General features: G+C 70.3%; 9 protein-coding genes. 3 read left to right on the forward strand and 6 right to left on the reverse strand.

All coding sequences use genetic code 11. The features are described from left to right. Nucleotides 1-48: 48 nt before the first annotated feature. The 4 genes from WMF42_RS17615 to WMF42_RS17630 form a co-directional block, all read right to left on the reverse strand. Entirely contained in the window at nucleotides 49-4230 is a 4182-nt protein-coding gene (locus WMF42_RS17615; protein ID WP_437693283.1) for a P-loop NTPase fold protein, read from the reverse strand. A 53-nt stretch (nucleotides 4231-4283) separates the two neighbouring features. After that, on the reverse strand, nucleotides 4284-4619 hold the full coding sequence (locus tag WMF42_RS17620; protein ID WP_233561574.1) for an IS66 family transposase: 336 nt from the start codon (nucleotides 4617-4619) through the stop codon (nucleotides 4284-4286). Beyond that, on the reverse strand, nucleotides 4537-4878 hold the full coding sequence (tnpA, locus tag WMF42_RS17625) for an IS66 family insertion sequence element accessory protein TnpA (RefSeq protein ID WP_437694301.1): 342 nt from the start codon (nucleotides 4876-4878) through the stop codon (nucleotides 4537-4539). The genes WMF42_RS17620 and tnpA overlap by 83 nt, the downstream gene beginning before the upstream one ends. 596 nt (nucleotides 4879-5474) lie before the next feature. Beyond that, nucleotides 5475-6518: an NAD(P)-dependent alcohol dehydrogenase gene (locus WMF42_RS17630; RefSeq protein WP_061608785.1), complete on the reverse strand. Its 1044-nt coding sequence runs from the start codon at nucleotides 6516-6518 to the stop codon at nucleotides 5475-5477. A 221-nt stretch (nucleotides 6519-6739) separates the two neighbouring features. Between WMF42_RS17630 and WMF42_RS17635 the strand changes: the two genes are divergently transcribed. After that, a complete protein-coding gene (locus WMF42_RS17635) occupies nucleotides 6740-8539 on the forward strand; it encodes a glycoside hydrolase family 44 protein (RefSeq protein WP_437693286.1) in 1800 nt (599 codons plus the stop codon). Nucleotides 8540-8640: 101 nt separating this feature from the next. On the opposite strand, the gene WMF42_RS17640 is transcribed toward WMF42_RS17635, so the two are convergent. Both WMF42_RS17640 and WMF42_RS17645 read right to left on the reverse strand, forming a co-directional pair. Beyond that, entirely contained in the window at nucleotides 8641-9072 is a 432-nt protein-coding gene (locus tag WMF42_RS17640) for a DUF6184 family natural product biosynthesis lipoprotein (protein WP_155798450.1), read from the reverse strand. A 299-nt stretch (nucleotides 9073-9371) separates the two neighbouring features. Next, on the reverse strand, nucleotides 9372-11273 hold the full coding sequence (locus tag WMF42_RS17645) for an SIR2 family protein (protein ID WP_437693288.1): 1902 nt from the start codon (nucleotides 11271-11273) through the stop codon (nucleotides 9372-9374). A 179-nt stretch (nucleotides 11274-11452) separates the two neighbouring features. On the opposite strand from WMF42_RS17645, the gene WMF42_RS17650 reads away from it, so the two are divergent. Next, complete coding sequence (locus WMF42_RS17650; RefSeq protein WP_437693290.1) at nucleotides 11453-12364, forward strand: Fpg/Nei family DNA glycosylase; 912 nt, start codon at nucleotides 11453-11455, stop codon at nucleotides 12362-12364. Nucleotides 12365-12534: 170 nt separating this feature from the next. Beyond that, entirely contained in the window at nucleotides 12535-13233 is a 699-nt protein-coding gene (locus WMF42_RS17655) for a hypothetical protein (protein ID WP_437693292.1), read from the forward strand. Nucleotides 13234-13298 lie beyond the last annotated feature (65 nt).

Genomic DNA, 13298 nt, shown 5'->3' on the forward strand with positions numbered 1-13298 from the left:
TCGTGACACGCTGGTCTCGCGCCTTGGTCTACATCGCCACTACACGAGTCAGGAACGGCTCCGAGAATCTTGATTTTTCTGAACGCGTTTGCTTGTCCTACCCGCCTGCGCGGCGGCGACCGGCTTCGGCTGGCCTGCGACCTCCGTCGCACCAAGCCATGCGCCCAGCTCCTTCTTGAGCCAGGGGGGCATTCCCTCGTAGCGAGGCGTGCCGGTCGTCCAGTAGGCGGCAAGCGCCCGGCAGAAGATGAGCTCCATGGGCACGTGCTGGCCGCTCGTGGAGGAGTCGCGCTGCTCCGCCGGGGGCTCCGCCTTGCGCACGAGATAGTAGAGAAAGCGGGCAAGATTCGCGAAGCGGATCGCGTTGCGAGGATTGGGGGGTAGATCGGCCGCGCAGCGCTCGAGCGCGAGGCTGAACTCCTCGGAGTCCTTCGCCATCTGCCGAGCGTGACTCACCTCGCGCTGGCGGGCGCGAAGGGCGAGCAGACCGGCCAGAACGGACACCACCGCGAGCAGCATCACGGCGGTGATGGCGGATTCGCGGCGCTCGAGACGCTGGCGTTCGTCCGAGAGGGGATCGGGAAACTCCGTGGCTGGAGGCGGCGCGGCAGCGATCTCCGGCTCGGGGACGGGCGACGCCTGTGGCGGAATGACGAACCGCGGCGCGCTCGACGACGCCGGCGACACCGACAATCCGGCGGACGACTTCGGTCCGGAAGACTTCGGCACGGTCGCGCCTCGAGTCTCCGAATCCTTCGTCTCGGGCATGTTGCTCTTCGCTTCCGCGCCGTCCTTCGGGGCCGCTGCGGCCGTGGGCGCTTCTTTCTTTTCGGCCGTGGCGCTCGATTTCGCTTCATCCTTGGCGTGTGGACTCGTCGCGGCGTCGAGCCCCGCGAGGAGCTTCGCACCGTCGCACCACCAGGCGTAGAGCTGCTTGGCGGGGTGCTTCATCAATCCCTCGGGCATGCTCCGCCCCGCCGCCTGCACCAAGAAGAACAGCGCGACCACCGCCCCAATCCCAGCCCCGACGTCGATCAGGCGCCGTCGCACGGTCTGAAAGCTCGGACGATACCAGGGGCGAGGCGCAGCGCCGCTTTCCGGCTTCGTGCGCGGCGCGAGGTGGCGAGCGCCGATCACGCTGGCCGCGTCGAGCCCCGGCACGTTCACGGACACGGTCACCATCTTTTCGAGGTAGCGGGCGCCGTAGCTGCGGGCCGCGCCCTCCTCCCCATCCTCGGCCATGTGGTCGATGAGGTTCTTGAATCGCACCTCGATCGCGCGCTCCACCGCGACCTTCTCCATCGCGAGCACCTGCACGCAGTGGCCCGTATCGGCGAGCACGTTCAGGGCCTCGAGCATGTCAGTCACGCGCTCCGGCGGGCAACGATCCAGATCGTCGACGAAGATGACGAGCTTCATCGTGTCCTTGAGCCCGCTGAAGACGGTCTCGAACTCGCTCTTCAGGTCTCGGACAAAGCGCATGCGCCCCGTGATCTCGTCGAGCATCTTGTTCGGGTCGACGTTCACGATCTTGAGAGCGGGACCCAGGATCTTGCTCCACGCGCCCGCGAGCGTCGCCACGATCCCGAGCAGCACGGGCACCGCGCTCGCCGAGGATGTGGGGGCGTTCTCCTTGATTGCCTCCTGCATGATGACGACGACGAGAGCGATGAAACCGAGCACCGCCGACGTGTACGCGACGAAGCGGAGCGCGCCGCTCAGCCCCGCCCTGCGGACGCGCGTCCAGGTGACGCGCAGACGATTGATGAACCCCGCCTGGCGCCGAAACTCCTCGAGGATCGTCTGGTAGAACGCCTTGGCGATGTCCTCCTCCCGGTGGAAGCGCCACGCGTTGAACCACACGAGGATGTGACGGCCGGTCGTGGCGAGCTCCCCGTTGATGACGTTCATCACGGACGACTTGCCGCTGCCCCAGGACCCGCAGACCGCGATCGTGAGCGGTGGCTCGGTATCGGGGTTATCGATGAAATCGATCAATCCCTCCGCGAGGCGCGCCTGGGCGCCGGCTGCCTGCTCCTTCCTGCGGATCGGCACGTCGATGCCGAAATGCCGGCGCACCTCGCCGTGATGATCGATCGGATCCGGCCGGGGCACGGCAATGCGCGCGGCCCCGAGCGCCGCCGCAACGAGGAGCAGGGCGGCTGGCAGCCACAGCAGACGCCTCAGGTCCGTGGGCGGCTCGGGGGACGACAGCACGAAGAGCCGATTCATCCCGGTCTCGAGGGTGAGATCGCGACCGCGGCAGGAGAGACTCCGCACCGGCCCTGGATGATCCGGGACGACGGCCCAGTGACCGAGATCCGCGGTGAATGCCGCGACGAGTCGACCTTCATTGTTGGCGAACCAGCGCTCGCCACAATGCGCGACGTCGCTCGCGCGAAACTTCAACCCGTACGCCGCGGACGGTACGGCGTCCTCGAGCGTGATCAACGTCGTGTGTTTCGGGCCGACGAGCGCGACGGCGCCGTCCGCGACGAGCAGCGTTTCGACGCTTCCAGGATCGAGGTCGGGGTCCTTCGGCGTTTCCGGTTCCTCCCAGCGCGCCGCATCTCGGTCATGCGCGAGGAGCGTGCCGTCCTTGGCGAACGCCCACACGCGCCTTCCACCAGCGTCGAAGGCAAAGTGCGCAGGCTTTCGGTGGGTCGGAACGTCCACACACTTGGAGCCCTCGTAGCAAACGCGCGCACCGGACTCGGTCGGGGTCGCTCTGTTCGACACCGACACGGCGTTGCGCACGGGCAAGACCGCGAAATCGGAGCTCCTCGGCTCGGTTTCGGGCGCGAGCCACCAGGACCCGTCCCGCGGTGGGAGCCTCGATTCGTAAGAAGCGATGCTCTCTCGGCGCGCCGGAAGAACGCCGGTGTTCTGGAGGTCGCCGCGGGGGAGCGCGAGGGCTACGTCCCCGCGGTAGCCGGTGCGAAGAGCCTGGAGCTTGCCTTCCGCGACGAGCACGAGCTCCCACGAGCCGTCCTCGTCCACGTCCCCGAGCGATGTCGGGGTGTGCGCGCCGCCCGCCAAACGATGGATCCGGGCCGGCTCGGCTTCGTCGGATGACGTCACCGCCAGGAATAGGGCCCTGGCCTGGGAGTTGTCATCGTTGGTGACGAACCCGGAACCGAATACGATGGACGTCTCGTCCTCGTCGGAAAACCAGATCGCGGATTTGAAGTTGTGAACCTCGTAGCGACGAGGTCCGTCAACGAAGGGGCCGGCAGGGTTGGCGCGCCCGGCCTCTTGGTACCAGCCGAGGATCTCCTCGGACCAGGACGGAAGCTCTCCGGTGGCGGGCTCGCCGTACGGCACCTCGGTCGGCTCGCCGTCCGTGGGTACGTCGAGGCGAAGCTCCGAGTGCAGCCGCACGTCGAACCCGCCGCGCTCGCGCTTCCTCACCACCACGAGGGGCTGGCTAGCGTCGGGTTTGACGGCTCGGTCCCGCTTCCAGAGCTCCGCGCCCGTGCGCCCGTCGAGAGCCAGAAGCGTGACCGTGCAGCGGTCCTTCTCGCAGTTGCTTTGCCTGACGGGAACGAGGGCATCGAGGATGCCATCCCCGTTCACGTCGGCGAGCGCTGCCGGCCCGGCCGGCGCGGACACCGGCACGGACCAGGCGACGAGCCCATCGAGGCGCGCCTTGACGACGTGGCCGGCCAGCGCGGAGACGATCGCGAAATCGCCGTCGAGAGCGACGCCGGTAACGTCGCCTCGCGGCACCGTGATCCGGCGAACGATCCGCCCGGTCTTGCCGTCGACGACGAGCGCTCCGTCAAGGTCGTCGGCTTCCGCGATCCGCTTCCCGAAGGACGGAACGACGATCAGCCGCCCTCGCACGGCAACGGGCCCCGAGAGCCAGTCCGCTCCTTCGGCGACGTCGAGAGTCCAGAGCGGTTTCCAATCGAGCTCCACCGCTTTCCTCGCCGGATCCGGTGCCGGCGCCTTCTTCGCAGGGGGGCCCGGTGGAGCCACCACTGGCTTGGTCGCCGGATGAGTTCCGACGGCTGCCGACGTACCGATGCCGTCTTTCGCCGCTTCGCCCTTCGTCCGCTCGCCCCTGTCGTCCTTCGCGGGCCCCGCAACGGGCGCCGTGGCAACCGGCGGTTGGTCAACGGGCGCCGTCTCCTTCGCCGGTGGGCCCTCGGCGGCCTCGGGGGCCGCGACACCGAGCACCGCGGCCGCTCCCCACGCGATCACCAGCCATGCCCGCCTCCAGCGCATTGACGCCTCCTCGGATCGACGAGGGGACGCTAACACCTCTTCTTACCCTCCGCCTAGTGCTCTGACACGATTCTGTTGAACCAGAGTGCGAGCCACTGGTTGCGCGCATACCCGGTGGCTCCGGCGATGGGGCTCCTGGGCAGCACGAGCAGTTCCTCGCTATCGAGCCACGCACGGAAGGCATCGAGCACGGGCTGGGCACAGCTTCGGCGCTGCTCGGTGCGGCGACCGGGAGCCAGGTCCTTGGTCGCCTCGTCGATCGCGAATAGCTGGTGAATGAAGCCGAGCGCCGTCCGCGCCCCGGGATCATCGTGCGCCTCCGAGTGCGCGAACGACGCGCGCCAGCGTATCCTCGTCGAACGTCGGCGGCACGCGCACGACCGCCCCATCCGGAAACACGATCTCCAGCGTGGTGCTCCGCGAGCGCGCCGTAGCGCCCGACGGGGCGACCACCACAGGCAGCAACGTGGACAGCGCCGCCTTCTCCGAGCGCTGCCGGTACTCGCTCTGCTTCATCCCCAGCCGGCGGCTCCAGGCGTAGAGCGTGCCTGCGCTGACCCCCTCCTGCTCCGCGAATACGCGGGCGGAGTGCCCGCTCCTGTGCCAGCGCGCCACCCGGTCACGCCAGATGCGTCTGCTCTCGTCCATCCACACCTCCGGCGCGGGTTTCTACGCAGCGCGGGGGCTCCAAGACGGCATGCGGGTCGCCGGACGCGTAACAAAAACAAGGCTGAGGAGTTCCGACTCGTTGGCGGCTGTGCCCGGTGGGGACGGCGGCGAGCGGGCGGACGCCGTCGAGGCTGCACGCGGGCCATCGGTCGGGGGGCCGCGCCACGCCTAGCGCGGTCGAGCATCGACCCGAACCAATTGAAATCATTGACCTTCATGCCGATCGCTCCGCGACACCAGGGAAGTCTTGGATGCACGCCCACGCGGGAGATGGGCGCCACCCATCTCCCGCGTGGACGTGCCATCTCACCCGGATGGGTTCACGGCGTCCCGCCCGCCTCGAACGGGGGCGCCGGGACGGCTTCGGGCTTCTTCGCCGGGGCTCTCCGGGGGGATCTCGCGAGGTCGTCGCCCCTCTCGACGCAGGGCGCCGGCAGGAACGCCGCGAGCACGTCAGAGGCAGCTATCGCGAGACATCCGCGAGCTCGAGTCGTGTTATGCGAGAGGCGGCACGCGCTGCGAGCCGCCGGCCTGCACGCTCCTCATTTGTGCACGGACTGTAGATCTCCGCGGCGTCATCGGAGAGAGGCCATGTCGATGGAGAAGCGGTACTTCACATCCGACTTGAGCAGCCTCTCGTAAGCCTCGTTGACCTTCTGGATGGGGATGACCTCGACGTCGGCGACGATCTGGTTCTTCCCGCAGAAATCGAGCATCTCCTGGGTCTCGGCGATGCCGCCGATGTTCGAGCCGGAGAGGCTGCGGCGCCCCATGATGAGGCCGAACGCGGCGACGGCCAGGGGCTTCGCGGGCGCCCCGACGAGGGTCATGTTGCCGTCGTGGCGGAGCAGGTTGAGGAAGGCGTTGACGTCGTGGTCAGCGGAGACCGTGTCGATGATGTAGTCGAAGCTGCCGGCGTGCTTCCGCATCTCGTCGGCGTTGCGGGAGACGACGACCTCGTCCGCGCCCAGCCGGAGGGCGTCCTCCGTCTTGCCGGGCGAGGTGGTGAACACGACGACGTGCGCCCCGAAGGCACGGGCGAACTTCACGCCCATGTGGCCCAGCCCGCCGAGGCCGACGATGCCGATCTTCTTGCCCTGGGTGATGCCCCAGTGGCGCAACGGCGAGTACATGGTGATCCCGGCGCAGAGGAGCGGCGCCGCGGCGGCAGGGTCGAGGTTCGCGGGGACGCGCAGCGCGTACCGCTCGTCGATGACGATGCTGTCGGAGTAGCCGCCGTACGTGACGCCCCCGAGGTGCTTGTCGGGGGAGTTGAAGACGATGGTCTGGTTCGGGCAGAACTGCTCCAGGCCCTCCAAGCAGCTCGGACACGTCCTGTCCGAGTCGACGATGCAGCCGATCGCGGCGAGGTCGCCGGGCTTGTGCCTGGTGACCGCCGGGCCGACCTTGGTGACGCGGCCAAGGATCTCGTGGCCCGGCACCATGGGGTAGACAGCGTTGCCCCACTCGTTGCGGGCCGAGTGGAGGTCGGTGTGGCAGATGCCGCAGAAGAGGATCTCGATCTGCACGTCGTGCTCGGTCAGATCGCGCCGCGGGATCCGGGTGGAGGCCAGCGGCGATGTCGCGCTGGCGGCGGAGTAAGCCTTCGTCTCATACATGGGTTGATGCTCCTCTTTGTTGCGCCTTGCTCGCGGCGTCGAACGATCCACGGCTCCCGGGGGCGACCAGCCAGGCGAGACCGAGCTGCGCCCCCCGTGCGCGACGAAACCTACGCCCAACTCCCGCGGCGGACCAGGCGCATGTGAGGCGGCGGGCCGCCAAGCCAGGCTTGACGATGCGGCGCGATCGAGGGCGAGATAGCCGGCAGGAGGCCATCGTGATGAATGTTCGAACACCTGGTGCGCTTGCCCCTCAGCGGGAAGCCCCGTCCATCTTCGGCAGGGGAGGGCGCTCGCGAGCGCTGCTCGCCCTGCTCGCGTCCACCGCCTTCCTCGCCTGCGGAGACGACGGTGCCGCCTCCGCGAGCGGCAGCGGCAGCGGCAGCGGCGGCGCCGGCGCGTCCGGCAGCGGCACCGGCGCCTCGGGCGGCGGCACCGGCACCGCCAGCAGCGGCCAGGGAGGCCATGCTCCCGCGGGCCTCGTCGAGCCCGGCGATCCCGGGCCGGGCGACGTCACCTTCACTGTGCGCGCCGATCAGGGGGTGCGCCCCATCAGCCAGCTCATCTATGGCGCCAACTGGGCGGAGGACCTGGACGGCGAGCAGCGCGGCACGACCGTCGTGCGCATGGGCGGCAACCGCATGACCGCGTACAACTGGGAGAACAACGCCTCCAACGCCGGCTCGGACTACATGCACCAGAACGACGCCCACCTCGTCGGGAACAGCCCCAACGGCGACGTCCCGGGCGAGGCGGTGCGCGTGCTGGCCGAGGACGCGCTGACGCACGGCGCCGCCTTCATCGCGACAATCCCCCTCTGCGGGTATGTCGCGGCCGACAAGGACGGCGACGGCGACGTCAACCAGACGGCGAATTACCTCGAGACCCGCTTTCACCCCACGATCGCGCGCAAGGGCGCCCCCTTCTCCTCGTCGCCCGATCTCGGCGACGACGCCGTGTACCAGGACGAGTTCGTCGCCTGGATGAAGCAGGCCTTCCCCGATGCCTTCCAGGGCGAGGTCGCGAACGTCCTGTTCTCGCTCGACAACGAGCCGGACCTCTGGAATCACACGCACGAGCGCATCCACCCGGAGCCGGTGACCTACGCCGAGCTCGTCGACAAGAACATCGAGTTCGCGTCCGCGATCAAGGACGTCGCGCCGAACGCGCTCGTCACCGGCTTCGTCTCGTACGGGTATTCCGGCTATATCAGCCTGCAGGGCGCGCCCGACGCGGACGGCAACTTCATCGAGCACTACCTCGACGCCATGAAGGCCGCCGAGGCGAGCGCGGGGCGCCGCCTCGTCGACGTGCTCGATCTGCACTGGTACACGGAGATCTACGCGAACGGCGAGCGCATCACGGGCGCTGACGCCTCGCCCGAGTCCGTGGAGGCCCGCGTCCAGGCGCCGCGCTCGCTGTGGGATCCCACCTTCGTGGAGGATAGCTGGATCGCGAACGACGTCGTGAACGGCCCGATCATGCTCCTCCCGTGGCTCCGCGGCCTGATCGACGCCCATTACCCGGGCACGGCCCTCGGCTTCACCGAGTACAATTTCGGGGGCGGCAACCACATCTCCGGCGCGATCGCCCAGGCCGACGCGCTCGGCGTCTTCGGCCGCGAGGGGGTGTTCGTCGCGACGATCTGGGATCCCGGCGACGAGGTCTCGATGCTCCGGGCCGGCGTGCGCGCCTTCACGAGCTACGACGGGCAAGGCGCGCGCTTCGGCGACACCTCCGTCCACGCCGAGACGAGCGACGTCGCGAAGGCGACCGTGTACGCGAGCATCGACGAGGCCGATCCGAGCCGCATGGTCCTCGTCGCCATCAACAAGACAACGGCGCCGCTCACCGCCGCGGTGACCCTCGCCGCCTACGAGACGTACGCGGCCGTTGACGTGTGGCAACTCACGGCCGCGGAGGCCGATCTCGTGGCGGCGGCTCCGATCACCCCGGGCGCCACGAACGCCTTCACGTACGCAATGCCGGCCCACAGCGTCTCGGTGCTGGTGCCCCGCTAGACGCCCGAGCCGGCCGCCGCGTCCGCCGTCGAGCGGACCTCATGATGTCGGAGGGGACTCGGCGGGCTGCCGCACAAGCAGCAGCCCGCCGAGAGGGGGCGTCACGGGTCGGCGGGATCCGTGCACACGCTGTCGGCGCTGCACTCGTCCAGCGCGGCGATCGCGTCGAAGAGGCCCTGGGAGCAGGCGACCGCCTTTGCGCGCTCCTCGCAGACGTCGTAGCGGCTATCGTTGATCTGTCCCGAGCCGCACTCGCTCGCGGGCCAGAGGTCGGCCGCGCGGGCCTCGAAGTCGCGCTGGCAGTCCTCTTCCGTCTCATATTCCTGCTCGTCGCCGGTGCCGTAACCGGGGCAGCCCGCCTCGGTGTCGGCGTACCTGTCGCACGCCGCCTCGGCGATCTGCGTTATGCGCGCCTCGCGCGACGCCTCGCCGGGCAGCACGTCGCTCACCGTGTCCGCGGCGTCGTCACAGCCGGCGGCCCCAACCAGGAAGATCGTCGTGGCCAAAGAAGCCCAGAGACACTTGTGCATCATGTGTTTCCTCTCTCGCAGCTCGCCAGAATGTCTGATGGCGGCTTCACGCGTAGCCCGCTTCGCAACCACGCGCCGCGGGCCCACGACCAAGCTCAACTCGCGGCTGTTCAAGCACCGTCCGTGCCACGGCGCTCTCCGCTGCTCCCCCGGGCGCTCCGCGGCGCTGTGCGCTGAGAATCGCACGTGTCCGCTCCGGCGCGCGGCCAACCACAGGCGCGCGCCTGTGACAGATTGCGACGCCGCGTGCGCGTTGGTACCAGGAGGCCGGCCCGTCAGGACAGGACCCGATCGATGCGAAGCTAGCGCCGCGGCGAGAAGACGACGATCGACGTGGGCGCCACCAGCAGATCGTCCGCGCTCGACGGCTCGACCCGGCTCGGCCGGGGGAGGATCTCCGTGCTCCACCGCGCCGGGGGAAGCCCGCACAGCGTCTTGATGTCGCCCACGCGCGTCGGGCCGCAGACGGTGACAGCGAAGATCTCCGAGCTTCCGCTCGCGTCCCGGATATCGACCCAGATCTTCATCATCCCGGACGACAGCACCTCAGCGACAGGGACCTTGCCGGCGATCACCGGGAACCAGATCGCCGGGGAGATCACGTGGAGCTCCACGATCTCGATGCCTGTCGCAGGGGTCTCGCGGAAGAACCTGCGGAGCCCGGCGAGCGTCTGGACGAACGGGTGCAGCGGGTGCCACAAGCGGTGTTTGCCCGAGGCCACCGGGCCGATGTGCGCGCGGCGGAACCCCGCCTCGTCTGCCGCGCGCAGGGTCGCGCACACAGCGTCCGCGATGACGCCGAGGTCCCGGCTGTCCTCCGGACCGTCGTCGCCGCTGCGCGGCGGCAGATCCGTCCTCCGCTCGCGGGCGGCGACGCCGAAGATCGGCGCGTCGCCGAACCGGTAGGCGTACGACGGCGCCTCGTCCACGTGGCGCCAGCGCTCCGGCTCCGTGTCCGCGACAACCCCGGCCGCCTTCGCCTCGGCGAGGAGGCGCTTCGCCTGGGTGCCCTGGAGGGCGCTGTTGTCCGAGGGCATCCGGCCCACGCTGACGACGGCGCACGCGCGGCCGTCCCCCGCGGCCGGCACGGAGAGCGGCGCATACAGGAGCCGGAGCTTCCTCGCCTCGCCCGAGGGGCACGTCGACCCGTCCGAGAGGCTGAACCCGAGCTCGTCCGGCATCCACGCCGCCGGCGGCCCCGCGGCGCCCGACAGGGCGGGGGCCCTCCGCTCCCCGACGGCATCGGCCAGCCGGCCGAGCAGCCCCGTCAGCTCGGAGTAATGCCCGTAGAACACGGGGGCGATGCCGAGCCGTGTCTGCAGGAAGCGGGCGTCGAGGGTGTCCTTCCTGTCGCTGGAGAACAGCGCGAAGTGGGGGTGGGGACCGGGCCCGTGGTGGTGGGCGATCTCCCCGAAGAGATTGATGAGGTAGTCCTCGAGGATGCCCGAGCCGAGGAACAGCAGCGAGCGCCGCGAGAGGACCTCGGCGAACGCGCGCCGGAAGTGCGGCTGCGCGTTGATGGCGTGCTGATACTGCTGGTAGCCCGCCACCACCTGGCCCGCGAGCTCGGCGCGGCGCCGCGGGTCGAGCGAGAGCGCCTCGTCGAGCTCATCGGGCCGCGCGGCCTGCCCTCCGAGGAAGCCCTGCAGCGCCCACAGGACGGGCCGCGTCGGCGACTCGAGGGAGCGAAGGACCTTGTGGCAGTCCTCGACGCTGCGCCCGAGCACCTCGGGGACGTCGGTCTCGTCCCGCCGGGCCTCCCGGGACGGCTCGCCGGCGCGGGGCTGCCGCATCCGGCTCACGACGAACAGATCGTCGTAGTTGGTGGTGAGCACGAGCGGCCAGGGGCAGCGCGCGAGCGCCTCGGTCTGCGGCGGCACCGCGCAGTCGCCCGCGGCCTTCCCGCCCTCGTTGAGCGCCTTGCGGTACGCGTCCGCGCGCGACGCCGCGTCCATGGCGGCCAGCCCGAGCACCGCCTTGTCGGCGAGCCGGTACAGCTCCGAGGTGTCCAGCCTGTCCTCGGGTCGGGCGTTCCTGAGGTGCTCGGGCACCTCGACGCCGGCCGCGTCGGCGAGCCCCCGGAGCAGGTCCAGCCAGCCCGTGCAGGCGGGCCTGCTCATCCCCGAGCCGATGAACGGCGCGAGCGCGCCCCGCCGGTACGCGCTGGCGAGGTACGGCAGGACGTCATCGAACCCGAGGTCCATCACACCGGCTCCTCGACGTGCGCGCAAAGCAGCCCGGGCATGGCGCGAGGATTCACGAGGTGCGGCTCGGAGGTCAAGTCACGGGCCGGGGCGCATTCCGGTCGCGCCGCTTGCCGTTGCCGGCGCTCGAGCCCCTTGCGATCCGGCAGGACGGCACCCAGAGGCTCCGGGAGCCGCTCATGCCTGAAGGCGACACCCTCTTCCGGATCGCCGCTGCCCTCGGCCCTGCCCTGGAGGGCGCGCGCGTCATCGCGCTGGAGCTTCCGAGGAGCGACAGGCGGAGCGATCACCTCGTCGGCCGCCGCGTCGAGCGCGTGGAGGCGCGCGGCAAGAACCTCCTCATCTACTTCGACGAGGGCACCGTCCTCCACACGCACCTGCGCATGAGCGGCGCCTGGCACCTCTACCGCGAGGGCGAGCGCTGGAAGCGGTCCGAGGCGACGGCGACGGCGATCCTCGCGGTCCCTGGCTACGTCGCCGTCTGCTTCCGCGCGCCCATCGTGCGGCTGCTTCGCGCGAGCGCCGTGCGCGGCGACCGGCTCCTCGGCAGCCTCGGCCCGGACCTGCTCGCCGACGGCTTCGACGCCGCGGAGGCGCTCCGCCGCCTCCGCGCCCTCGACGAGGTGCCGCTCGGCGTCGCGATCATGGATCAGCGCGTCGTCGCCGGCATCGGCAACGTCTACAAGAGCGAGCTCCTCTTCCGGCGGAGGCTCGACCCCTTCGCCCCGGTCCGGGCGTACTCGGACGAGGAGCTCTCCGCGATGATCGACCTCGGCCGCCGCCTGCTCCAGGCCAACGTCGAGCCGCGGGACCCGTCCGGCGCCTACCGCGGCCCCACCGCGCATTACCTCCACACGCGCACGACGCGCACCGGCTTCGACCGCGGCAGGAGGCCTGTCAGCGTGTACGGCCGCGAGGGGCGCGCCTGCTACGAGTGCGGCGCCGCGGTCCAGATGCGCCGGCAGGGGACCATGATGCGGTCGACCTACTTCTGTCCCCGCTGCCAGCCGACCCGCGCCGCCCCGCCGTCGCCGGAGCCTGCGCCGGCCGGGTCAGCGCCGCCGGCCGGGTCAGCGCCGCCTGCGTCGTGACCTCCGCAGCTTGAGCTTCGTCCGGGACGCGCGGACCGTCGTCGTGCCCGGCGATCTGCGGCGCGCGTGGTTCGCCTGGCAGATCGTTCGACCGGTCTGAGCGTAGGATCGGCCTCATGCGTATCCCCCTGCTCCTTTTCCTTGTGCTCGCGGCTGGGTGCAGCCAGCCGATGGATGAGCCCGTTATTCCGGACGCGGAGACCGCGCAGCGCCCTCCGGCCGGCGCCTCCTCGACGACGCCTGCTGCCGCTCCGTCCGAGCCGACGGCCGCCAGCGCTGCCGAGGTCGATGCGCGCTTCGCCCCGCTCATCGCCGACGCGTTCCGCGAGTACAGGGGCTGGGGTCGCGTCGACGACGAGCTCCGCTGGGCTCCCTGGCTCTGTCGCTTGCCGATGCCCGGCCGTGCCCGCATGAGCGCCGCCGACGACGGCGGTCATGCCCGCAAGCTCTACTCGGTCTTCGCCCGGCTCCGCGATCGATATCCGTTCGTCCAGGGCCCCGAGCCCGTGTCCCAGCCGGTCGGGCAGGTGCTCGTCAAGGAGAGCTATCATCCCGAGCTCGTGGAGAAGGGCGCGGCGCCCGAGCTCCCGGGCGCCTCCGGGCCGGAAAGCCCGCACGGCCCCGAGGATCACTTCGATCCCTACCTGCGCGACGGCGACAGCGTCTACCGCGCATCGCGCCTCGCCGGCGCCTACGTGGTGCTCAAGGTGGCGCCGGAGACGCCCGGCACCGACGAGGGCTGGGTCTACGGCACGGTCACGCCCGAGGGCGAGGTAACCTCCGCCGGCCGCGTCGCGTCCTGCATGGGCTGCCATGAGAGCGCCCGCCACGAGCGCGTCTTCGGGATCGCGCCAGCGACGGGGCAGTGACGGGCTCGGGGGCGGCGCCGCGCCGCTCTTGTGCTGAAGCGCGAGCGCTGTGCGCAAGCTGGAGA

Source organism: Sorangium sp. So ce176 (assembly GCF_051519835.1).
GTDB classification, from domain to species: Bacteria; Myxococcota_A; Polyangia; order Polyangiales; family Polyangiaceae; genus Sorangium; species Sorangium cellulosum_G.

Bases quoted from the DNA above. Each gene is read 5' to 3' on its own strand.
- WMF42_RS17620 (WP_233561574.1), bottom strand. From the start codon at position 4,619: ATGGGGCGGTCGTGCGCGTGCCGCCGACGTTCGACGAGGATACGCTGG.
- WMF42_RS17615 (WP_437693283.1), bottom strand. From the start codon at position 4,230: ATGCGCTGGAGGCGGGCATGGCTGGTGATCGCGTGGGGAGCGGCCGCG.
- WMF42_RS17635 (WP_437693286.1), top strand. From the start codon at position 6,740: ATGAATGTTCGAACACCTGGTGCGCTTGCCCCTCAGCGGGAAGCCCCG.
- WMF42_RS17650 (WP_437693290.1), top strand. From the start codon at position 11,453: ATGCCTGAAGGCGACACCCTCTTCCGGATCGCCGCTGCCCTCGGCCCT.
- WMF42_RS17630 (WP_061608785.1), bottom strand. From the start codon at position 6,518: ATGTATGAGACGAAGGCTTACTCCGCCGCCAGCGCGACATCGCCGCTG.
- WMF42_RS17640 (WP_155798450.1), bottom strand. From the start codon at position 9,072: ATGATGCACAAGTGTCTCTGGGCTTCTTTGGCCACGACGATCTTCCTG.
- WMF42_RS17655 (WP_437693292.1), top strand. From the start codon at position 12,535: ATGGATGAGCCCGTTATTCCGGACGCGGAGACCGCGCAGCGCCCTCCG.
- WMF42_RS17645 (WP_437693288.1), bottom strand. From the start codon at position 11,273: ATGGACCTCGGGTTCGATGACGTCCTGCCGTACCTCGCCAGCGCGTAC.
- tnpA (WP_437694301.1), bottom strand. From the start codon at position 4,878: ATGGACGAGAGCAGACGCATCTGGCGTGACCGGGTGGCGCGCTGGCAC.